Here is a 21,276-nt window from a genome sequence, read left to right as displayed (position 1 = left end):
GTCTCCCCTAGCGGTATCGGTAGGTACGCCTGACGTGGCGGCTTCGCTTGGCTCTGCTGTCGTCGTTGCCGTCGCTGCATGCTCGTCGGTCTCGGCGCCCTCCTGTTCGGCTAGGTCCTCTGGATCCGGCGTCTCGATGTCGGCCTCGCCGGGCTCCTCGACGTCTGTCCCCGCGGTAAACTCCGTGCCGAACTCGGTTTTGATCTCTTCGCGCTCCTCGTCGTCGAGTTCGAACTCGCCGTCGAAGTCGCCCAGTCCCGCCGATTCGTCGTCTGTCGCGACCGTCGAGCCCTCGTCCGTCGTGGTCTCTCCCGACTCGTCACCGGCCTCGGTCGCGGCCGTCTCCCCTCAGCCGCGGTCGTCTCGGTCTCCCCGAGTGTCGTCGACTGCTCGGGGGTAGTTGTCTCCGCCGAATCGTCCGGCTTGGCGACCGTCTCGTTCGGTTCTGTGGCCGAGTCGACTATCTCGTCCGGTGTCGTAGTCGCCTCGGTGGTCTCGCTTGTCTCTGTGGTCACTTCGCTCGTCTTTGCAGCCGGTTCGCTCGTAGGTTCGTCGACCGCCTCGGTCGTTGCTTCGCTCGCCTCGGGTGTCGCCTTGGTGTCCGTTGTCTCGGTTGTCTCCGTCGTGTCACCGACAGCTGTATCACTCGCTTTTGGATCTTCGAGGGCTGCCGTCTCGGCCAGCGCCGCGAGGTCGGCCTCGCCACCCTCATCTGGCGCGATCGCCAGCTCTTTGACTTCCTCGCGCTCGCCCGCGACGAGTTCGGCGGCCGACAGCGCCAGCTCCCGCACGGCCCCGAGGTAGCCCGGCGTCGTCCCGTAATGGTCGATCGCGAGGGGGATGCCTGCGGCCAGTCCGCCCGGAACGCCTCGTTCGCCCAGGGTCGCGGCGAGTGTGTCTCCCTCGGCGTCCAGTTGCATCGCTGTCGCCATCGTTCCGACACGCTCTAGGGTTTGGCGGGCGGTCTGGACCGTCCAGCGATCACGCGTCCCCTCGTCGACCTCGTTGAGGCTCTCGGGTCGGATCGAGGTGTAGACGACCTCACTGTCGTCTGGCTGGAACGTCCGGGCCTTTCCGGTGACAGCGACGTAGGCCGGCGGCTCGGCGCGTTCCAGAAACGCCTGGGCGTCGGGCTGGTACTGGCCAGCGTAGACGACGAACGTGCCCGTCGGGTCGGCGATCCGCGCCCGGAGCACGTCCTCGCCGGCGGGCTGAACCTCCGTCAACACACCGACGGCGAACAGCCGATTGACACGCCCACCGGTCGGCGTGATCACGTAGTTCGGGGCGCGTTCCTCGTCGCTCTCGGAGTAACCGAAGTCGGCGTCGTCGAACTCCCCGGCGAAAACGCGGTAAGCGACTTCCCGTCGTCCTGGACTCCCGTCGTCGCCGTCTTCGTCGGCGCTCATCGGCCCACCTCCGCGAGCAGATCGCGGGCACGATTGGCGGCATCGTCAGCGCTCGATTCGAAGGTGCTCGCGTTCAGCGTTGCCCCGTAGTCGTCGACACTCAACGAACCGCGAACACGGAATTCCTGGCCGACGATCGCCTCACGGATCGCGTCTGTGACGACCTCTTTGTCCATGGCGTCTCGAGCGTGTTCGCGAGCATCGTCCAAGTCACCGCCGTAGATCTCGGCGGTTAGCTCCTCGTCCAGAACCGCCGTGACAGTCCCCGTGCCGTCGTCGATGATGGCTTTCGTCCGCAGGTCGTCCTCGCCCTCGACGCCACCGTGACTCCGGCACTGGCCGTTCTGGACGACGCGGCCACACTCCGGACAGCGCTCGATCAGCCCCGAGCCGTCACGGACCGCAATGGCAGTGCCGACGACTGCGACGTCGAACTGGCCGCCGCTATCGACGGCTTCCCGTATCGACAACTGTGGGGCGTCGTCGGTCACCTCGACCGGCCGGTCGAGGGGCGTGACCGTCGAGAACTCCGAGACGTTCACCGATGGCGCACCGCGGAACTCCCGGACGAAGGCGTCCTCGATCCGGACTGCAGCGCCGGTTTCGATCGAATCGTGGGGGTCCCAGTCGGTAAAGGGGAGCCGTCCCGACTCGTCGCCGAACACACCGCTGAGGATCTCCGTCTCCCCGTCGCGGCCGTCGATGTGCTTCTGTTCGACTTCAAGCACCTGGATATCGACGTTGACGCCACGATCGCCGGGGGCGAGGTCGGCGAGTGCGCGATCGCCACCGACCTGAGAGGGCACGTCGATCGACTCGTCGCTGAGGGCGATCGTCGTCCGCTCGCCGAGATTGAGTTCCGGCTTCCCCTCCCACTCGCGGATGCCCGCGTTCTCGATCGTCACCACGTCGCCGGGCTCGATCCCGAAGTCTTCCCAGGCTGTATAGGATATCTTGCCCGTCTCGTCGGCGAATTCACCTTCGTGGATGACGTGATCCGAACCCTGATACCGGATCGAGCGTGTGCCGGCCGTCAGCACCACACCAGTCACGCTCACGCTGTCGTCGTCGGTGGTGATTTCGACGATATCTTTTTGCGGGATTGATTCCGCTCCGTCGTTTCCCCCGTCGCCGTACTTGCGTCGCACACTCTGGACCGCTTCGTCCAGGGGAACGCTGTAGGAGACGAGGTTCTCCAGGTCGTCTTTGACCTCCTCTTTGGTGACACCGAGGTCGGAGGCGAGTTCCTCGGCTTTGTCTTCGACGTCCATGCCCATCGATTCGACCGGCGCGAATAAAAAGACAGTCCTCGGTCCGCTTGTTCGTCACCGCTTGGGGGAGCCGAAAGTCGTTTTCGGGGGGCGAGAGAAACACGGACGATGCACGTCGTCGTCAACGCGGCAACGAGTGTAGACGGCAAGCTCTCGACCCGCGAGCGCGAACAGGTCGCCATCAGCGGCCCGGCGGACTTCGATCGCGTCGATCAGGTCCGGGCCGACAGCGACGCCGTCATGGTCGGGGTCGGGACCGTCCTCGCCGACGATCCATCGCTGACAGTCGACGACGAGGAACAGATCCCCTCACGCCGTGGGCGTGGCGACACGCCCCAACCGGCCCGCGTCGTGGCCGACTCCCGCGGTCGAACGCCGCCTGACGCAGCGATTCTCGACGACGACGCCGAGACCGTCGTGCTCGTCAGCGAGGCCGCATCCGCGGACGCAATCGACCGTCTCGAAGCGACGGGCGCGACGGTGATCGTCGCCGGCGAGGGGCGGGTAGACCTCGAGGCGGCCCTGGCCGAGTTGGAAGCCCACGGGATCGAACGACTCATGGTCGAAGGCGGGGGTGAACTCATCTTTTCGCTGTTCGAGGCCAGTCTCGTCGACGAACTGTCCGTGTTCGTCGGCCCACAGATCATCGGCGGCCGGGGCGCACCCACGCTGGCTGATGGGGACGGGTTCCTCACGGACTTTCCCGACCTCGAACTCCAGGCAGTCGATCGGCTCGACGACGGCGTCCTGTTGGAGTGGGCTGTCGTGTGAACGCGGTCGACGGGTTTCCGGACCGGTCGCAGGCAGAACGGCTTTAGGTGCTTGCCGACAGCCACTCGATAATGACGCGCCTGGTCTCCGCTTCGGTCGCGCTTGGCGTGATTGCTGTCGTCCTCGTCGGTGCTGGCACGATCGTCGCCGGCCCCGCCGTGGCCCAGGACGGCCCGAACAACGACACCGCACCGGCCGATCCCGAGAGCGACGTGATCGGCTGGGAGCACGGCTACTGGTACAACGAGACGATCGACATCGACCAGACAGACGGGCTCACACCGGCCGAACGCGAGCACGTCCTCGCCCGCACGATGGCCCGCGTCGAACACCTCCGTGGCCTGGAGTTCACCGCGAACACGTCTATGGAATTCGTCTCGCGGGATGGTGTCGAACGGTACGTCGATCGCAACGTGACCCAGCTTCGAGGTGACAATCCAACCTGGGAAGCGCTGTTCGTCGTCGGCGAAGACACAGACGCCAGACGAGCCGTCCGCGGGACGATTCTGGCCAGCGTCGGCGGGATGGCGGCCGAAGAGGGCGTCGATCACGTCGTGCTCGTAACCTCCGATCCCGACCGCCCGAAGGTCTCGGAGTACGTCCTCGCTCACGAACTCGTCCACGTCCTCCAAGACCAGCACTTCGATCTCTCGGCCCCGCGCTACCAGCGGACGACGTTGGACGGGGAACTCGCCAAAGACGGACTCGTCGAGGGGGAGGCCTCACTCGTCGATGGTCGCTATCGGCGCCAGTGTGCCAGCGGCGAGTGGGACTGTCTGACCGGTGGTCTGGCACCGCCAGCAGGGGATATCACGCCCGCGATCGCCCGGCTGATGGGCGTGCCTTACCAGGCGGGCGCGACCTACGTCCAGGCCCTACGGGATCGTGGTGGCTGGGACGCCGTTTCGGAGACCCACCAGTCCCCGCCCCGGACGATGAAGTCTGTAATTCACCCCGAGCGCAACGTCGAGTCTACCGCGTCGATCGAGTCCGAGGATCGATCGGGCCCGGCCTGGCAGCCGACGGGGACGGATCAGCGGATCGGTGCGGTCGGCATCCGCCTCCTCTTCGAACAGCAAAACCGGACGCGAGACGTGGCGATGCCGGTCCCGAACGCCTCGTTTTCGGGCGGGTACGCGAGTGTGCCCGCCGACGGCTGGGAAAACGACACACTTCGTGCGTACACGAACGGTAGCCACGCCGGCTACGTCTGGGAGACGACCTGGGACACGGAAAGCGACGCTCGCGAGTTTGGGACTGCCTATCGACGCGTACTCGCAAGTTACGACGCCACGCGCGTCGGTGCCGATCGCTACGTTATCCCGAGTGGCCCGTACGCCGACGCCTTCGCCGTCGTCACCGATGGATCGAACGTAACAGTACTCAACGCCCCGGAGAAGGCAGCGCTACCAGAGATAGACCAGTCCTTCGAGCCGATCGTCTCCGAGGGAGGAGCAACGACACCTTCGAAAACGGGGGTGACGACCACGAGCGGTCCCGGCTTCGGGTCGGCGCCAGGAATAGCGTCACTCCTCGTGATCGCGGTGATTACCCGAGTACGGCGCGTCGATCAGTGACTGTGGTCGAGCAGCTCTTCGAAACTCGAACCAAAGCGCTCCTCGAAGCGCTCGTCGGTCGCGGCCTCGATGTCCTCGATGTCCGCGTCGATGTCCGCGCTCGGGTCGCCCTGGCTGTGATGGACGGCCGTGTGCACGCGCTGGGCGAGGCCGAACATCGCGATGTCCGCGACGACGGTCGGGACGTCTTCCTCGCCCTCGGTCAATAGCTCGATCAGCGCGAGTGGGACTTCCATGTCGTCGCTTGCGTCGTCTGTCGATACCGTTACGGTCGTCGTTTCGAGGTCTTTGGCTGCCATGGTCGGCTTTCGCCGAGGGTCCTTATCCCTCTGTTGGACGACTGTCGAGTTATCGCCGTTCCCCGGAAACGAAACCGGGGATCACCGCCCGCTAACGTAGTTTTAAGCCCTCCCACGTCGGAGGCTGACCTACAGTGCCCATCGATCCCGATTTCGAGTCAACGCGTGAGGTTGTCGACGACCACGACGGCCACGACGTCTGGGGGCCTGTCGAAAAACCCGAATCGCTGGGGATTCACGGGACCCACGTCGCCGTCGACTTCGACATCTGTCTGGCCGACGGCGCGTGTCTGGAAGACTGCCCCGTCGACGTCTTCGAGTGGGTTGAGACGCCCGGTCACTCCGTCAGCGACCGCAAAGCTGACCCGGCCCGTGAGTCCCAATGTATCGACTGCATGCTCTGTGTCGACGTCTGTCCGGTCGATGCGATCGACGTCGATCCGACTCGCCACGACGGGTAATCCCGGGTCGCAGTGCCGATTCCGGAAATCCCGGCGGGTATTCGTCACGGAATAATATGTAGGATTCGTGTATCCCGATAGATAGCTATGATGCCTGGAAACATATGGCTGCCGACTGCGATCGCATCCGTCTGGGTGGCCCTGCGCCTGGCCGCGCTGGGACGACCGATCGTCACTGCCAGCAGCGACTCCGTGAAGCCCGCGTCCGGCCGGCGGCCACAGGCAGCAACGTGCTCCGGAGCCCGGTGAGTCGATGTCGTCCGCCTACCGCGTCCGCGTGCAGGCACTCGCCGAACGAGCGCGACGGGCGAGAGGGAGTTTTCTGCCCCCGACGGAGCCACCGGACCGCGACCGCGCTCGTGACTATCTCCGGGACGGCGTCGGACCGGCCGTGGCACTGTACCAGGAAGCTACGATGGGAGCGCACGAACCGCCGCTTTCGGCAGACGTCTCCCGTGCCTTAGAGCGGACGCTCGCCGAGTGGCTGGAGTTGTATGCAGCATGTTACGGCGTCTACACGAATGTCGATATCTCTGTCGCCGAGGCTGTCGAGGTCCGTGCCGAGACGGAGTCTCTTCGGGAACTCGCCGTTCGATTGACGGGCGTCCCCGACCCAACGGTCGAAGCCATGCAGGACCACTCCGGTGTAGTAGTCGGTGACAATGGACGGTCGGATTGCCAGTGACCCAGTTGCCATGGTGGGTCGTGCCGTTACTCTTGCAGTGCGAGCGTCATTTCGAGGTCGCTCCCGCGTTCCTCAGCCCGCTCGAAGCCGACCGATTCATACAGCGAGACGGCAATCGTATTGCTCGGCCGGACACACAGCCACACCGTTTCGACACCTTGTGCGTACCCGTAGGCCAGAAGCGACCTGATGAGTCGTGAGCCGGTGCCCGACAGCCGGTAGTTCTGGTGAACGAAGATCATCAACTCGTGATCGTCCGCGCCGCCGAGCAACGCCGAGTGCCCCACAGCGCGATCGCCGTGCCAGGCGACGACGTTCAGTCCCTCGGAGACGGTGTCGAGCCACTCTTCGATCCGCGCCTGGCCCACTGGCGGCAGTCCCTGGGCGCGGTGGTGTGGCGCGTAGGATTCGTACATTCCAACGAGGGCCGCCCGGTCGTCGATCCCGCGTTCGATACGGATCGACCGGCCAGCCTCGTCGGCGAACGACCGCGGCGGCGGTGTCCAGGGCGAGCGGTCAGTCATCGAACGAGTTTGACGGTGACGTGGGAGTTAAACAGGACGAATTGGGCGATGCTGTCTAGCTGTATCTTGCCCATCGGCGTCCGGTTGCCGTCCCCCAACACGAGTTGGTCGAACTCGCCGTTCTCGGCGACCTGTACTAATTGTGATCCCGGATCGCCGTCGATGTCCTGCAGTTTTACATCCCGGTCGTACTCTTCGAGAATTGTCGAAATCCGATCCCGTACTTGCTCTCTTGTCAGTGTAGCCGATGGATCGTCGAAAACTGCCACTGCTACTTCGTCGCCGGCCTGCCTGGCACGCTCGAGGGCTCCCTCTAAGGCCCCAAACGAACGTTCTGTGCCGCCAACCCCCACCAAGACCTGCATGATCGATAATCCACATCCATGGCTCAAAATACTTAGCCTCGCGGAAGGATCATCGACTCCACGCCGGTGTGGTGTAGAGAATTCCCCAAAATCACGGCGTGACAGGCCCTTCACCCCTCGATTCCGTCTACCCACTCGTCGGCCCACTCCTCTAGGTCCGTAAAGATCGGACACAGCGCCTGTCCTTTCTCGGTCAGCGAGTAGTAGGTCGCGATCGGCCGATCCTCGACACGGCGATCGACCAGGTTCGCGTCTTCTAGGTCGTCGAGCACCCGCGAGAGGGTCCGGGAACTCGCCCCGGTCGAGCGCTTGAGCTCGTTGAACCGCTGTTCGCTGTCAACGAGGTCGTGCAAGACGATCAGTCGCCACTCCGAGCCGATCTGTTCGACTGCTTCGACGATCGGACAGGCCGCGGCGTTTCGCTCCTCGACGGACTGCTCCTGGCTCGTGGCGGTGGGTGACATCGGTGTTATCTGATCGCATTCTTGTCGCCGAGCGCATAAATAGGTTCGCAAACGAACCAACTAACGGAATGATATCAGTAACTGACGACGCCAATCGCGTATCGACCACCACGAGTGTGAGTAGCCCCGCGGAAGTGGAGGTGCGTGCCTGATGGCGATCGAAGGCACAGCGGGGGTCATCTTGCTGGCCGGTCGCCTGCTGTTCGGCGTCGTGCTGGCGTTTATGGGGCTCAATCACTTCCAGCAGCGCGAGGCGATGACCGGCTACGCCCAGCACAAGGGCCTCCCAGCGCCCGGGTTCTCGGTTGTCGCATCCGGCGTCGTCCTCGTGGCCGCTGGCCTCAGTATCGCGGTGGGACTCTATCCGGCTGTCGGGGCGGCAGCGCTCGCTGCATTCCTGTTCGTTTCGGCGCTGACGATGCACGACTTTTGGGCGGTCCCCGAGGACCAAAAACAGGACGAGTTGACACAGTTCCTGAAGAATGTCGGTATGGCCGGCGGGGCACTCGTCCTCGTTGCTGTGGCGAGCCAATCCTGGGCCTATAGCGTCGGTCTCGGCTTGTTCTAATCGCACTCGGCGGGACGGCTACTCGCTCGTCTCGACTGATAGCGACGGCAGTCCCTGTTCGATCTCCTCGCGGCGATCGTCGAGCCACTCCGGCAAGACGAGTCGTTCACCCAGCGTTTCGAGATCCTCGTCGACCGTATAGCCTGGTCCTTCGGTCGCGTACTCGAAGAGCACACCGCCGGGCGTTCGGGTGTACACCGACTCGAACCACTTGCGGTCGATGATTGCCGTCGGTCGGAGGCCGAGACTTTGAAGCTCCTCACGCCAGTCGGCCTGGTCGTCGCTCGTGACACGGAACGCCACGTGGTGGATCGTGCCCGCTCCCGGCCGACCCTGGGGTAGGTCTGGATCGGCCAGCAGTTCGACGACGTACCCCAGGTCGCCGTCACTCTCGTAACGGACCCGGGTGCCGTCACTGTCCGTTTGCTCGTAGCCCATCGTTTCGAGGACGCGTGCGGTGGCATCGATATCGGACAGTGCGAGGGTCACGCCGTAGAACCCGCAGATTGCGTGTTCGGCGGGGACCGGTCCGTCCGGTGGATCGCCCGCAGGGGCATCCGAGACGGCAACCAGTTCCAGCGGGAGCCCGTCGGGATCGGAAACAGGAATGACCGTCTCGCCAAAGCGCTCGTGGCGCTCGCCGATGTCGACCTCGGCCGCTTCGAGGCGCTCGACCCAGTAGTCGACGGCGGTGGCGGGAATCAGAAACTGCGTCGTGCTGACCTGGCCAGTGCCGACCTGGCCCGCCCGTGCGCCGGGGTAGGGGAAGAACGTCATGCTGGTGCCCGGCGATCCCGAGCGGTCGCCATAGAAGAGGTGATAGACCGAGGCGTCGTCCTGGTTGACGCTTCGTTTGACCAGCCGGAGGCCGAGGGTTTCGGTGTAAAATTGCCGATTCTCGCCAGGGTCGCTTCCGATCGCCGTTACGTGGTGGATACCGGGTATCTCCTGCATACCCCGAATTGGGTCGACACCGGGAAAGCCGTTCTGGCAGGGGTGATTTCCTCACCCGGCCCGAACGAGGCGCTTGGGGTCAACAACGGCTGTTCGGGCTGTACTGGACGCAATCGGAGAACGGTTGCCGTCCGGAACTATTCGAGGGACTTTGCGCGGTTGTGGAACTCTCCACCACACTCACAGGCGCCGGGATGTGTCTCCGACTCAACGATCGTGCCACATTGGAGACACTCGTACGTGGAGGAACTTGCCGGATCGTTCTTGCGTTCGACATCTTGCCCGTGGGGCATAGCCCCTCGTTCGAGGCTGATTGTTAAGTATTAATCGTAAGGGGAATATAAGGACATACGATTGGTATTATACCACCCTGGTATTCGTATCTCGGCCGTCCAGCGATCGTTTCGACCGCCTGTACGGGAGGGGTTTACGGGGAATACACGCCGAAAAAGTCACAGGGGGACCTTCGATTTACTATCCACCCATCGTGGGGCATTTCCGCCGTTCGGTCAGGGAATGTGGACGTCGTGTTCCAGCGTCCCGACCCCCTCGATCTCGACTTCGACGGTGTCGCCGTCTTCGAGTGGCCCCACCCCTTCGGGCGTTCCGGTCGCGATCACGTCGCCAGGCTCTAGGGTCATGTACGTCGTGATCTCTTCGATCAGTTCCGGGACGGAAAAGACCAGATTCTCGCGGGTGCTGGATTGTTTCGTCTCGCCGTTGACGCGACACTCGATGGTCGCATCTGCTGGCACTTCGTCGGGTGTCGCCAGCACCGGTCCCATCGGTGCGGCGTTGTCGAAGGCCTTCCCGCGGACCCAGTTGGTCTCGACGCGCTGGTCGTCTCGGTTGGAGATATCGTTGAAACAGGTATAGCCTGCGATCACGTCCTTGGCCTCGTCGGCGTCGACGTTGTGGCAGGTCTCGCCGATGATCACCGCGAGTTCGGCCTCGTAATCGAGTCGCTCTTTATCGGGCAGTAGCGAGACCGTCGAGCCGTGACTGGCGACCGTGTTCGGGGGCTTCAAAAAGAGGAGCGGCCGGTCCGGGACTTCGGCGTCCTGTTCGTCGGCGTGGTCAGCGAAGTTGCGCCCGATCGCGATAATTTTCGTCGGCTCGGCTGGCGGGAGTACGTCGACGGCCTCGGCCGGGTACGTCTTGCCGGGGGCGTCGTCGTCCGGCTCACCCAGTGCCGTCGTCACGGACGCCTGGCCCTCGTCGTCGAGCCAGCGACCGCCGCGAATCGTTCCCGTCGGGTCCCGAAAGCGGACGCGTTTCATGCCAGCCCGTACCCGTCCGCGACTGTTAGCGCTTTCGACATCCTGCGGGACACCGGAAAATCGACCCACAGAGCCTGCAAGGCGAACGCCTTTTGATCCGCAAAGCGGTATCCGAACCCATGCACGTACTCGTCGTCGGCGCCGGGGAGATGGGCCGGTGGTTCGCCCGGACGCTTGAGGAACACCTCGACGATTCGCCCACCATCGCGTTTACCGACGCCGATCCCGCGATCGCACGCGCCGCTGCCGAACGCATCGGTGATCGAGCTGTCCCTCTCGAAACCGACGAACGCTTCGACCTCGTCTGTCTCGCGGTCCCGATTCCGGCGACGGCCGAGGCGATCGCAACGCACGCGCCAAACGCCGAGCGCGCGATCTGTGACCTGGCGGGCATCATGGACGAGCCGATCGCGGCGATGGCCGAACACGCCCCCGACTGTGAGCGGGTGAGCCTCCACCCGCTCTTTGCTCCCGCGAACGCGCCCGGGAACGTGCCACTGGTGGTCGATGAGTCTGGCCCCGTGACCGAGCAGGTCCGGGCGGCGCTCGGGGCGGCCGGCAACGACCTCTTCGAGACGACACCCGAGGAACACGACACGGCGATGGAGACTGTCCAGGCCCGGACCCACGCCGCGATCCTGGCGTTTGGGCTTGCTGCCCAGCCAGTACCAGAGCGATTCCAGACGCCGATCTCGGCGGCCCTGTTCGAGTTACTCGAAGAAGTCACCGGCGGCCACGCCCGCGTCTACGCCGACATCCAGGCGGCCTTCGAGGGGGGCGAGGCCGTCGCCGAGACGGCCAGCGAACTCGCCGCCGCCGACGCGACAGCCTTCCAGCAACTCTACGACCAGGCACGACCCGAGGATAGCGATGAGTGACGAGCGTCGCGAGGCAATTCTGAACAACGCGAAGTATCTCAGGGAGGTCCGCCCGATCGATCCCGACGAAATCTGTGAATACGTTCCGGACCAGCCCCACCCGGGTGTCGTCAAGCAAACCCTTCGGGAGGCGGCCGTCGATCTCGGCCTTCGTGAACGTGAGGACGGCACGTTCGTTCCTGCCCCTGTGGGACCACTCGACGCGACTGTCGAGCGTGCCGAGCCGTTCCCCGAGCGGTACACGAGAGCACTCGAAGACCGTCTCATCGCCGAATTCGGCCCCGGCTGGCCTGAGGGCGAGTCGGGCGACCGACTCCGGGAGCGAATTCGCACCGTCAAGGAGGCGTATCTCAACGACGACGCCGTCACCTACGATCGACTGACTGCACTGGCGTACGCCATCTACCACCTCCCCGATTACTACGCCGTCGGCCAGTACGCCCTCGAACCGCTCCTCGCCGAGGACCGACTGCCGGCACAGCTACGCGTCCTCGATATCGGGGCCGGCGTCGGCGGTCCGGCACTTGGCCTGTGCGATCTCGTCGTCGAAGCCGGCGGAATCGTCGAGTATCACGCCGTCGAACCCGGCGATGGTGCAGCCGAAGTTCTCACTGAACTGCTCGGGGCGACGGGTCCGAACGTCCACACGACTGTCCACCGCGAGCGGGCCGAAGCCTTCGAGCCGGGAGCGGAATTCGACTTGATCGTCTTCGGGAACGTCTTGAGCGAACTGGCCGATCCAGCGGCGGTGCTGGGCCGGTACGCTGACGCGCTTGCAGCCGACGGGTCGGTCCTCGCGATCGCGCCCGCCGACAAACAGACGGCCAAGGGGCTTCGGACGACCGAGCGAGCCCTCGAGGACACGTACACGATCTACGCGCCGACAGTTCGACTCTGGCCAGGAGAGCGGCCCGCAGGCGACTGCTGGTCGTTCACGCGCAAGCCAGACGTGGACGTGCCGCCGTTTCAGGGCCGGCTGGACGACGCCGCGGGGGCCGAGACGGACGGCGAATTCGTCAACGTCGACGTCCAGTATGCCTATTCGATCCTCCGGCGTGACGATGCCCGAGCGATCGAGTACCGTCCCGACCAATCCCGGGTGGCGAAAATGGCCGATGCCGAGGGATACGTTACCGACCGAATCGATCTCGTGGGGATCAAACTGAGTCCGGACCTCCGGGACGAGGCCGATGGAAACCCCGTCTTCCTCGTCGCCGACGGCAGCGAACAGGTCGATCACTTCGCCGTCCTGACCAAAGAGTCGATTCTCAACGGCGACCTACGCGACAGCGAGTACGGTGATCTACTCGCCTTCGAGAACGTATTGGCGCTGTGGAACGACGACGAGAGAGCGTACAATCTCGTCGTCGACGGCGAGACGGTTGTCGATCGCGTGCCCGTGTGAGTGGCCCGCGGTCCAACCGACGGAGACAGGCTTTTCCCCGCCAGACACGGACTGCGCCCATGGACGACGGTGCGCCACAGATTCTCCTGACGAACGACGATGGGATCGACAGCGTCGGCCTGGGCGCGCTGTACGACGAACTCTCGACAGTTGCCGACGTGACGGTCGTCGCGCCCGCCGAGGACCGCAGTGCGGTCGGCCGCTCGATCTCGCCGAACGTTGGCGTCAGTGAGCACGAACTGGGCTACGTCATCGATGGGACGCCGGCCGATTGCGTCGTCGCCGGGCTGGAGGCACTCGTGCCCGAGACCGACATGGTCGTCGCCGGGTGTAACGACGGTGCCAATCTTGGCGCGTACGTCCTCGGGCGCTCGGGAACCGTCAGTGCGGCCGTCGAGGCTACCTTCTTCGGCGTGCCAGCCATCGCCGTCTCGATGTACGTCCCCGTCAGGGACGACGACAAGTGGGAGCCACTGACCGAGGAACCCGAGTCGTATGCCAACGCGACGGCAGTGGCACGGTACCTCGTCGATGAGGCACCCGAAGCCGGTGTTTTCGAGCAGGCCGATTACCTCAACGTCAACGCCCCGCTGGCCGAAGACGGCACGGCGAGTGCGTCAATCGAAATAACGTCGCCCTCACGCGTCTACGAGATGGGCGCGATCAAAGACGGCGACGAGATCGAACTCCACGACCGGATCTGGGAGTGGATGGCCGACGGCACGATTCCCGATCCGGACGGGACTGATCGACGGGCCGTCGTCGAGGGCCGAGTCAGCGTCTCGCCGTTGACTGCCCCACACACCACCGAGCATCACGCGGCGCTGGACGAGCTGGCTGCAACGTACGAATCACGAACCGGCGATCAACCGCAATAGAGAGAACGGCCCGCAGTCAGTCTTTCATGTCCTGGAGTTTGTCCAGGAGCTCGTCTTGGGAGGCGTCGGCTTCGAAGTTGACTTCGCCATCGTGGTTGGTCGCATCGACGTCGACGCTCTCGCTGTCGTCGATATCTGCCCCACTGGCCTGGTTCTCCTGTTCGGATTCATCGTAGCTACCAAAGCCCATAACAGTGAAATAGAGTAACTCGACCCTCTAAAACCGTCCGGTGTGGAATCCGGTATGGCTCCCGTTCACAATTCGATCCGCTCGACGATCCGATCGGCGTCCTGCCGGGAGTTGATGGCGACGATCCGGAGATGCTCTTCGAGCCCCGAGTCCCGGAGCTTGGCTTTCAGGAGATTGTCCACCTGGTAGACGCCTGCAGCGTTCGTCATCTCGATTTCGATTAGCACGGGCGTGCCCTCGCCCGGCCGGAGATTCACTGCCTCGATGGCCTGACTGGAGACCGTGTTGATCCCGCGCCCGCCCTGTTCGTACGGGAATCGCGAGCGACCACTCTCCATGTCGAGGGCGTCGGCAACCCTGACGACCCCTGCCTCCAGGGTCAGTGGCTGTTCGTCGGTGTCGTGACAAAGGATCGCGTGCAGGACCTCGCTTTTGACACGGACCGCCTCGGCGACGTCGTAAAACGGCAGGTCTTCGAGGATCCGGTCGAGGAGACTCCCAGCCAACGGGATCGAATAATACGGATGGTCGTCTCGGTGGACGACGTGGCCGATGTCGTGTAACGTCGCCGCCAGCGCGATGATGACTGGCTCGTCTGCCTCGCCGAGACCCTGTTCGCGCGCACCGTTGAACACGACGCCGCCACGCTTCAGTAGGTCATAGAGACAGAGCGCCCGGTGGCGGACGATCTCGATGTGTTTCTGGCCGTGGTCGTTGTACTGCTTTCGCGCCACCGGGTTGACGTTCTGGGCAGTGAGATACGCTTGAATCTCCTCGTCGTCGGCCACGTATGCCAGGACCTCGTTGAGTCGCGCGTCCGGAAACGCGTGTTCAGCCCCCGGTTCGTAGATCCGCCCATCGCCGTCACCTGTCTCTGTCGTGTCCGTCGACTCGCTCATACTCGATACAAGAGCTACCACGAGAAAAAGGCCGCGCGTGTATTTCCTCTCGCTCTCGTTGGCCGTCCACAGTGTGGGGGCCGTCGCCTCAGGCGGCGTCGGTCACTGCGTCGATAACTTCGTCGTAGTCGGGTTCGACGCCTGGATCGTCACTGACCCACGCATAAGAGACCTCGCCGTCGCTGTCGACGACGAATACCGAGCGCTTGGCGACGTCGTAGACGCCCAGTTCGTCGAAGTCCATGGTGAGATCGTAGGTGTCGACGACCTCCTTTTCGGCGTCACTGAGCAGGCCAAAGGGGAGTTCGAGTTTGTCGCGGAACTCGTTGAGTGCGAACGGTGAATCGACGCTGATCCCATACAGCGTCCCGCCCACATCTTCGATATCGTCGCTGCGGTCGCGGAACTCGGTCATCTCGTGGCTGCAGACGCTGGTGAACGCGCCGGGGAAAAACGCCAAGACGATCGGGGCCTCGTCGAGACGTTCAGAGAGGGTAAACGAGTCGATGTCGCCGTTTGCGAGCGGTGCAGTAAAGTCGGGGGCGCTGTCGCCTTCAGCAACCATTGCACCCCGAGTAGGAATGGTGGCCCAAAAGATGTGCCGTTCACGACAATTGCCGGTCCGCACCGCTGGGATGATGTACACCTGGCTAGCAAAAAGCCTATATTACACAGTTAGCAAGAATCACGTAGCGATGATCGATGGATTGATCCTACAACTCGGTGGCATCCCGGGCGGACCCGAACTACTGTTGATCGTGCTGTTGGCAGTGTTGCTGTTCGGCGCAAACAAGATCCCCAAGCTCGCTCGCTCGACCGGGCAGGCGATGGGTGAATTCCAGAAAGGCCGCCAGCAAGTCGAAGAGGAACTCGAAGAGATGAAAGACGGGGCCGAATCGCCGGAGTCGGCGAGTGCCGACTCGACGACTCAGTCTTCGAGCGACTCCGACACCGACACCGAAACCCAATCGAACTAAGGGTTCTCAGGCGGCGGTCGAACGCAATCGTTTTTTCTCTCGCCACGCCAACCACTGGTCGGGACGCGTGGCCTAGCGGATAGGGCGAGGGGTTCCTAACCCCTCGATCGCGGGTTCGAATCCCGCCGCGTCCGTAACGACGAACGCAGTGAGGAGTGGAGGACCAAGGGATTCGAACCCGGGGAGTCGTAGCGACCGAGCGGAGCGAGGTCGACCGTCTCCACTCGGTTCGAATCCCGCCGCGTCCGCTTCGTTCCTCACTGTGTTCCTCACTCAGCGGCCGCGGCGTAGATCGCGATCACTTCGTGATCGCTCACTCCCGATAGACTCGCTTCGCTCGGCGAACTCCCGCCGCGTCCGTGCAGCGACCGGAGAGAGTGAACCGACCCGGGCAATTGGATCCTGGTATCGATACTCACGAGAGAGACCAGTCAGTAAGTTGTCCTGATAAGAACGTCTCTGCCTGTCGTTCTAGATATGCCCGTTGGGTATCGACGATTGCCTGTCTCAGATCTGCCCCGTCGGAGACACGGGTAGACGCCATCTGCTGTTTCCACTGGGCCGGTGTCCGCCGAGTTCGAATACGATCTCGAAGCGGTGAGATGTACTGTCGAACCTGTTCGTCGCCGAGCCCCTGGGCTTGCAATCCCCCTTCCGCCGCACTGAACAGTTCCTCGTAAATGGCTTCTAGATCCGTCGTGAGTCGTCCGTTGGCGGTCATCCAGGTGAGGTCCGCATCCAGGCCGTCACGCATTGCGGCATAGAAGTTGTCTCTGGCGGTCTCCCATTTCAACCGGCGGACCGGATGCTGTGCGGAGTGGAAGTGTTCGAGCGCGCCAGCGAACACCGCCTGAAACGCGATCGTGTCGCGTAGTGTCGGTTGGCCAGCTAACGGTCGAAACTCGATCCGGGCGTTCGCACTCGACCGCTTTGCACCACCGAACACTGGCCGAATCCACCGCCAGTAGGTGCCGTGTTTCCGTCTGAAGTGTGCGAACTCGTCGTCGAATCGATCGCCGCGCTCGACAGGCATCGGCACGATCGTCTCATCGGCGGCGATGTTGTCGATCGCCTCCTCGACCGTCTCGAACTCTTCGGGGAACCTGACCTTCCGGACCTGCTCGGTATTGAGCGAGGTTTCGAACACCTTGATCCGGTTGCCCATCCACGCGTCCTCGATGACTGTCTCTGGGGCCACACCGTCGTCGTAGAGACTCGGTGGGAAAAACGGGGAGTTGACGCCAAGCGCGAGGAGTGGTCCTGCAAGCCGAATCGCGTAGCTGAAATACGACGGGAGCGCTTCGGCGTTGGGGACCTGATAATGGGGCTGGATCGACGTGATGAGGCTCTCGGGCATGATGGTCTCTGTCTCCATCGAGACGTGTGGGGCGTCGAGACGCCCGCCCGTGGGTGTCTCGGTGTTTCCCATCGCGTGATAGCGGATCGAGTCGCTCATGTTGGTCGCAATCGTCAGCCCATCGTCGTCGATGAAGTCGGTGAGATACTCGTGTGCCGTTTCGCCACTCGGTGGAATCGTCCACAGGCCGTCGCTGGCCAGACGCATGTTATTGGCGTGAATCGGCTCCCGCGCCGCAGCCAATCGAGCCTTGATCTCGGCCTGTTGGGCCTCGATCCCGTGCTCGTTGAGCGGCTGTGGCGTCGTACTCATCTCCGCGTTATGCAATCCCAGTTCCTTCTCGAAGCCGGTAAACGAAAGCGTCCGGCGAGGAATTCGCCGGAGCGTTCTCAGTTCGGAATCGCTTTGCTCTCTGTTCCCGTTGGTTGTGGCCTCGTCGGTTGTCGCGTAGAACTCACACTCTAATCCAACCAGTCCCTGCGGATTATCGAACGTTCCCTTTTCGACTTCGGCTTTGATGACTGCTGCATCCTGTTCGACTCGGGCCTGAAACTCGCTTTGAGAGATCTCCAGGACATCTTCTATCTCTGCTCCGAGTTCCGTCTGAGTCATGGCCGGCCGTCGCTGCCACGGGCTGAAAAAGCGCATGGTATCGGACTCGTCAACGTGACTTCTGTGTGGCGCACACGTACGCAATTTGTACCCGTATTGTGGGGTCGTTCGGCGTCATATCCCTACATGAGGCGTCGTCGTACTGATACCACACTATCGAACCCACGGACGCAGCGCAAGCCCCTGGGGGCTACTCGAGCATGATCGCATCGCCACACGCAGGACAGGTCGGTCCGGACGGCCCCTTCTCGAGTTCAGACTGTTTTCCCGTCCATCCACACGTCGGGCACTGGCTTAGTTCAGGTCCAGACACTGGGTTGTGATATCGTGGCGCCAGGTCAAAAGCGTGGTGTCAGCTGACATCGCAGGGGCAACGAAGGCGTCTCTCTTCTCTGGCCCCTGCAACTGGCCGTTCCGTTGTGGCTGTCGGCGAATAGATTTACACGACGGCTGTGGCGACCGTTGTGAACGTTCTGTACCCATTCAGCTTCGACAGACAGTTCCTGTCGATATTGGCGCCCCTTCGCTCACCCTCACGTGCGAACCAGCCCCCAATTGAATCGGGGCTGGTTTTACCGTCTCCTCTCGCGTAGAATGTCACATGCGAATGCAGAGGGCCGCCCAATGACCGTCTGGGTCCTGGGCGATCAACTCACGACAGACGATGGACCAGTCGCCGAGCGATCGGACGAGCCAATTTTGTTGATCGAATCCCGGTCGTTTGCCGAACGGTTGCCGTACCATCCCCACAAGCTCGCCGTGGTGTTCAGTGCGATGCGTCACTTCCGGGATCGCTGTCGACGGGCCGGCCGGCAAGTCTACTATCACCGGGTCGAGACCTTCCGTGAGGGCCTTGAGGCACATTTCGACGCCCACCCGGACGACGAATTGACGCTCATGCGGCCCGCCGGGGGTGTGGACCGACTTCGCTCGCTGGTGGACGATTGCGGAGGCCGTCTTGAAATCGTCGCGAACGATCTGTTTTGCTGTTCGCGCGAGCAGTTCGATGACTGGGCGGATGGACGGAGTAGTGACAGCTACCGCCACGAGGACTTCTATCGGTTCATGCGCCGCGAGACTGGCTATCTGCTGGACGAGGGAGATCCCGTCGGTGGTGAGTGGAACTACGACGAGGACAACCGCGAGACCCCGCCCGACGACTGGGAGGCGCCCGCACCGCCAGCGTTCGAACCCGACGAGACGACCCACGATGTCCTCGCGTGGGTCGACGCCCAGTTCGATGGCGGCTACGACGAGCCACCGTACGGCGGCGCGTGGGCCGACCCGGAACCGTTCCGGTGGCCAGTCACGCGCGAGCAGGCCTTGGGCGCTCTCGAAGACTTCTGTACGAACCGCCTCGAAACGTTCGGGACGTATCAAGACGCGATGGTCCGGGACTCCTGGGCGATGAGTCACTCGTTGCTATCGAGCAGTCTGAACCTGGGTCTGCTCCACCCAGCGGAAGTCATCGAGCGAGCGATCGAAGCCTATCGAGCCGGCGACGCACCGCTCAACAGCGTCGAGGGGTTCGTCCGGCAAGTGCTGGGCTGGCGGGAGTTTCTGCGTCACGTCTACCGTCGCGAGCGTGAGGCACTCGCCGAGGCGAACCAACTTGCGGCGACCGAGCCACTGCCCGAATTCTTCTGGACGGGTGAGACGGAGATGGCTTGTCTCGCCGACGTCATCGCGGGCGTCCGTCGTCGGGGATACGCCCACCACATCGAGCGCCTGATGGTGCTTTCGAACTTCGCGACGACGTTCGGCGTCGATCCACACGCGCTCAACCGCTGGTTTCACGCCACCTTCGTCGACGCCCACCACTGGGTGACGACGCCCAACGTCGTCGGGATGGGCACGTTCGCAACCGACGTACTCTCGACGAAACCCTACGTGGCATCCAGCAATTACGTCGACCGCATGAGCGACTACTGTGGCAGTTGTCCCTATTACAAGACCAAGACGGTCGGCGAGAACGCCTGCCCGTTCAACGCCCTCTACTGGGACTTTTTGGGCCGAAACGAAGATCGCCTCCGGTCGAATCACCGGATGGGACTGGTCTACAGTCACTGGGACGACAAAGACGAGGCCGAGCGCGAGGCCATCGGTCAGCGAGCGGCGACCATCCGGCAGGCAGCCCACCACGGCAACCTTTGAGCAGCGGGCTATCAATCCGCCGGAGAGACCTCAGTCGTTCTCGTGTCGTCTCGGATCGCTCGCACGGCACTGTAGATGACGGCGCTCCCGACAGCCAGGGCGGCGAGCATGATCAGCCCGAAACTGATCACCTGAAAGATCTCGACTTCGACGGCGTTGCCGAGCTGGCGGAGCGCGACGGCCACCGCACCGCCGAGCAACATGAGCCCGAAGTAGATCTTGATCTCGCTCTCCTCGACGAGGCTGGTCGCGGTCGAACCGATCCGGGCACCGAGTGCGCTCCCGGCCAAAAGCGGCGCGACGATCGAGAGATCGACGCCGCCTTCCAGCCCGTAGAGGAAGGATCCGAGGCCGCCCGAGAAGACGATCTCGAAGAGGTCGGTCCCGACGGCGATCGGGACGGGCACGCCGATCAGGTAGAACATTGCCGGCATCCGGATGAAACCACCGCCGACGCCGAGGAACCCAGAGAGCAAGCCGGTCGCGAAGGCGACGCCGAGGATCATCCACAGCGAGACCCTGATCCCGCCACTGATCGACAGCATCGGCGGGACGGTGTAGGATTGGATTTGCTTTGCAATATCCGGAATCGCGTCGGGGTCGATCTCCGCGTCTGGGTCGTGGTGATCGCCACCGCCATCGTCCCCGTCGTTTTTGAGCGCATTGCGCGTGACAAAGAGTCCCACGCCTCCCAGGAGGACGACGTACGTCACGCCGACGACAAGCTCGGCCAGTCCCTGGTCTTGCAGGAAGTACAGCCCGATCCGACCGACCTCGATGCCGGCAGTGGTACCGACGATCATCAACCCGCCGAGTTTGTAGTCCACCTGGCCGAGGTCCCGGTGTTTGAGCGTCGCGATGACGGCTGTCCCGAAGACGAAGGCCATCCCACTCCCGACGGCCGTGGTCGTCTCGAAGCCCATGATCATCAACGCGGGGGTCACGAGGAACGACCCGCCCATCCCGAAGAAGCCAAACAGGACGCCGACCATGAAGCCAAAGCCGACGAACAGGCCGATCATGCTCGCGGCGAGTCCGAACAGTTCCATTGGTCAGAGCGTGCGAATGCGTTCGACGAGTGGTTCTCCGAGGACGTTCGACAGGGCGCCGTATCCCAGATAGAGCACGATCGCTTCGAGCAACACCGCACCGACGAGCGTAGCCGCCTCTCCCATCTGGGCGCCCGATCCGAGCCCGATCATGTGTCTCCCCCCGTCGTCGATAGTCGTGTGCGGATCATGGTTTCCTCTTCAATACCCCTTATTCCACGGGTGGGTAAAACGTTTTGAACGGCCTAC

General features: G+C 63.3%; 25 protein-coding genes and 1 tRNA gene. 11 read left to right on the top strand and 15 right to left on the bottom strand.

Annotated elements, in window-relative coordinates; translation table 11 throughout:
* Nucleotides 1-110: 110 nt before the first annotated feature.
* Nucleotides 111-1,409, bottom strand: a complete 1,299-nt coding sequence (locus Hrd1104_RS06970; RefSeq protein ID WP_370454770.1) for an RPA family protein — start codon at nt 1,407-1,409, stop codon at nt 111-113.
* A complete protein-coding gene (locus tag Hrd1104_RS06965) occupies nt 1,406-2,680 on the bottom strand; it encodes a Single-stranded DNA binding protein (RefSeq protein ID WP_154552069.1) in 1,275 nt (424 codons plus the stop codon). Before Hrd1104_RS06965 ends, Hrd1104_RS06970 begins: the two co-directional genes overlap by 4 nt.
* A 108-nt stretch (nt 2,681-2,788) precedes the next feature.
* Between Hrd1104_RS06965 and Hrd1104_RS06960 the strand changes: the two genes are divergently transcribed.
* Entirely contained in the window at nt 2,789-3,451 is a 663-nt protein-coding gene (locus tag Hrd1104_RS06960; RefSeq protein WP_154552068.1) for a 2,5-diamino-6-(ribosylamino)-4(3H)-pyrimidinone 5'-phosphate reductase, read from the top strand.
* Nucleotides 3,452-3,522: 71 nt separating this feature from the next.
* A complete protein-coding gene (locus Hrd1104_RS06955; RefSeq protein WP_154552067.1) occupies nt 3,523-5,028 on the top strand; it encodes an Hvo_1808 family surface protein in 1,506 nt (501 codons plus the stop codon).
* Here the strand turns inward: Hrd1104_RS06955 and Hrd1104_RS06950 are convergent.
* A complete protein-coding gene (locus Hrd1104_RS06950) occupies nt 5,022-5,327 on the bottom strand; it encodes a hypothetical protein (protein ID WP_154552066.1) in 306 nt (101 codons plus the stop codon). The genes Hrd1104_RS06955 and Hrd1104_RS06950 overlap by 7 nt on opposite strands.
* A gap of 134 nt (nt 5,328-5,461) precedes the next feature.
* Here Hrd1104_RS06950 and Hrd1104_RS06945 point away from each other — a divergent pair, with 134 nt between their 5' ends.
* A complete protein-coding gene (locus Hrd1104_RS06945) occupies nt 5,462-5,788 on the top strand; it encodes a ferredoxin family protein (protein ID WP_154552065.1) in 327 nt (108 codons plus the stop codon).
* A 253-nt stretch (nt 5,789-6,041) separates the two neighbouring features.
* Complete coding sequence (locus Hrd1104_RS06940) at nt 6,042-6,473, top strand: hypothetical protein (RefSeq protein ID WP_154552064.1); 432 nt, start codon at nt 6,042-6,044, stop codon at nt 6,471-6,473.
* Nucleotides 6,474-6,499: 26 nt separating this feature from the next.
* Here the strand turns inward: Hrd1104_RS06940 and Hrd1104_RS06935 are convergent, their stop codons facing one another.
* The 3 genes from Hrd1104_RS06935 to Hrd1104_RS06925 all read right to left on the bottom strand — a co-directional run bounded on the left by Hrd1104_RS06935 (nt 6,500) and on the right by Hrd1104_RS06925 (nt 7,826).
* Nucleotides 6,500-6,997, bottom strand: coding sequence for a GNAT family N-acetyltransferase (locus Hrd1104_RS06935; RefSeq protein WP_154552063.1), 498 nt, complete (start codon nt 6,995-6,997; stop codon nt 6,500-6,502).
* On the bottom strand, nt 6,994-7,362 hold the full coding sequence (locus tag Hrd1104_RS06930) for a universal stress protein (protein WP_154552062.1): 369 nt from the start codon (nt 7,360-7,362) through the stop codon (nt 6,994-6,996). The genes Hrd1104_RS06935 and Hrd1104_RS06930 overlap by 4 nt, the downstream gene beginning before the upstream one ends.
* Before the next feature lie 110 nt (nt 7,363-7,472).
* Nucleotides 7,473-7,826, bottom strand: coding sequence for a helix-turn-helix domain-containing protein (locus Hrd1104_RS06925; protein WP_154552061.1), 354 nt, complete (start codon nt 7,824-7,826; stop codon nt 7,473-7,475).
* Between the two features lie 151 nt (nt 7,827-7,977).
* On the opposite strand from Hrd1104_RS06925, the gene Hrd1104_RS06920 reads away from it, so the two are divergent.
* Entirely contained in the window at nt 7,978-8,394 is a 417-nt protein-coding gene (locus tag Hrd1104_RS06920; protein ID WP_154552060.1) for a DoxX family protein, read from the top strand.
* Nucleotides 8,395-8,412: 18 nt separating this feature from the next.
* Here the strand turns inward: Hrd1104_RS06920 and Hrd1104_RS06915 are convergent, their stop codons facing one another.
* The 3 genes from Hrd1104_RS06915 to Hrd1104_RS06905 form a co-directional block, all read right to left on the bottom strand.
* The gene (locus Hrd1104_RS06915; protein WP_154552059.1) at nt 8,413-9,348 is read right to left on the bottom strand and encodes a ring-cleaving dioxygenase; all 936 of its coding nucleotides are present in this window, start codon (nt 9,346-9,348) and stop codon (nt 8,413-8,415) included.
* A gap of 137 nt (nt 9,349-9,485) precedes the next feature.
* The gene (locus tag Hrd1104_RS06910; protein WP_154552058.1) at nt 9,486-9,641 is read right to left on the bottom strand and encodes a rubrerythrin-like domain-containing protein; all 156 of its coding nucleotides are present in this window, start codon (nt 9,639-9,641) and stop codon (nt 9,486-9,488) included.
* A gap of 216 nt (nt 9,642-9,857) precedes the next feature.
* Nucleotides 9,858-10,628, bottom strand: coding sequence for a fumarylacetoacetate hydrolase family protein (locus Hrd1104_RS06905; protein WP_154552057.1), 771 nt, complete (start codon nt 10,626-10,628; stop codon nt 9,858-9,860).
* A 119-nt stretch (nt 10,629-10,747) separates the two neighbouring features.
* Between Hrd1104_RS06905 and Hrd1104_RS06900 the strand changes: the two genes are divergently transcribed.
* From Hrd1104_RS06900 to surE, 3 genes are read left to right on the top strand one after another with little or no spacing between them, the layout of a single operon-like run.
* Nucleotides 10,748-11,506, top strand: coding sequence for a prephenate dehydrogenase (locus tag Hrd1104_RS06900; RefSeq protein WP_154552056.1), 759 nt, complete (start codon nt 10,748-10,750; stop codon nt 11,504-11,506).
* Nucleotides 11,499-12,911, top strand: a complete 1,413-nt coding sequence (locus tag Hrd1104_RS06895) for a class I SAM-dependent methyltransferase (protein WP_154552055.1) — start codon at nt 11,499-11,501, stop codon at nt 12,909-12,911. Before Hrd1104_RS06900 ends, Hrd1104_RS06895 begins: the two co-directional genes overlap by 8 nt.
* A gap of 59 nt (nt 12,912-12,970) precedes the next feature.
* On the top strand, nt 12,971-13,789 hold the full coding sequence (gene surE, locus Hrd1104_RS06890) for a 5'/3'-nucleotidase SurE (protein ID WP_154552054.1): 819 nt from the start codon (nt 12,971-12,973) through the stop codon (nt 13,787-13,789).
* Nucleotides 13,790-13,805: 16 nt separating this feature from the next.
* Here surE and Hrd1104_RS06885 read toward each other — a convergent pair whose 3' ends face one another.
* From Hrd1104_RS06885 to Hrd1104_RS06875, 3 genes are all read right to left on the bottom strand, one after another.
* Nucleotides 13,806-13,979 carry a DUF5786 family protein gene (locus Hrd1104_RS06885; protein WP_154552053.1) on the bottom strand — a complete coding sequence of 58 codons (174 nt, stop codon included), beginning with the start codon at nt 13,977-13,979 and terminating at the stop codon, nt 13,806-13,808.
* 65 nt (nt 13,980-14,044) lie between these two features.
* On the bottom strand, nt 14,045-14,878 hold the full coding sequence (locus tag Hrd1104_RS06880) for an HD domain-containing protein (protein WP_154552052.1): 834 nt from the start codon (nt 14,876-14,878) through the stop codon (nt 14,045-14,047).
* An 88-nt stretch (nt 14,879-14,966) separates the two neighbouring features.
* A complete protein-coding gene (locus Hrd1104_RS06875; RefSeq protein ID WP_154552051.1) occupies nt 14,967-15,443 on the bottom strand; it encodes a redoxin domain-containing protein in 477 nt (158 codons plus the stop codon).
* Between the two features lie 130 nt (nt 15,444-15,573).
* Between Hrd1104_RS06875 and Hrd1104_RS06870 the strand changes: the two genes are divergently transcribed.
* Together Hrd1104_RS06870 and Hrd1104_RS06865 are read left to right on the top strand one after the other, a co-directional pair.
* The gene (locus tag Hrd1104_RS06870) at nt 15,574-15,855 is read left to right on the top strand and encodes a twin-arginine translocase TatA/TatE family subunit (RefSeq protein ID WP_154552050.1); all 282 of its coding nucleotides are present in this window, start codon (nt 15,574-15,576) and stop codon (nt 15,853-15,855) included.
* A gap of 61 nt (nt 15,856-15,916) precedes the next feature.
* Nucleotides 15,917-15,989: transfer RNA gene (locus tag Hrd1104_RS06865), tRNA-Arg, on the top strand.
* Between the two features lie 281 nt (nt 15,990-16,270).
* Here the strand turns inward: Hrd1104_RS06865 and Hrd1104_RS06860 are convergent.
* Nucleotides 16,271-17,824, bottom strand: a complete 1,554-nt coding sequence (locus Hrd1104_RS06860; RefSeq protein WP_154552049.1) for a hypothetical protein — start codon at nt 17,822-17,824, stop codon at nt 16,271-16,273.
* 624 nt (nt 17,825-18,448) lie between these two features.
* On the opposite strand from Hrd1104_RS06860, the gene Hrd1104_RS06855 reads away from it, so the two are divergent.
* Nucleotides 18,449-19,978: a cryptochrome/photolyase family protein gene (locus tag Hrd1104_RS06855; protein ID WP_154552048.1), complete on the top strand. Its 1,530-nt coding sequence runs from the start codon at nt 18,449-18,451 to the stop codon at nt 19,976-19,978.
* A gap of 11 nt (nt 19,979-19,989) precedes the next feature.
* Here the strand turns inward: Hrd1104_RS06855 and Hrd1104_RS06850 are convergent, their stop codons facing one another.
* Nucleotides 19,990-21,027, bottom strand: coding sequence for a sulfite exporter TauE/SafE family protein (locus Hrd1104_RS06850; RefSeq protein WP_154552047.1), 1,038 nt, complete (start codon nt 21,025-21,027; stop codon nt 19,990-19,992).
* A gap of 3 nt (nt 21,028-21,030) precedes the next feature.
* Nucleotides 21,031-21,153 (bottom strand): hypothetical protein, encoded by a 123-nt coding sequence (locus Hrd1104_RS13445; protein WP_255473548.1) that lies wholly within the window; start codon nt 21,151-21,153, stop codon nt 21,031-21,033.
* Nucleotides 21,154-21,276: the final 123 nt, after the last annotated feature.

This window comes from Halorhabdus sp. CBA1104 (genome assembly GCF_009690625.1).
Taxonomy (GTDB): domain Archaea; phylum Halobacteriota; class Halobacteria; order Halobacteriales; family Haloarculaceae; genus Halorhabdus.
The sequence above is the reverse complement of the archived record's forward strand: the minus strand, read 5'-3'. Positions and strand labels throughout refer to the sequence as shown.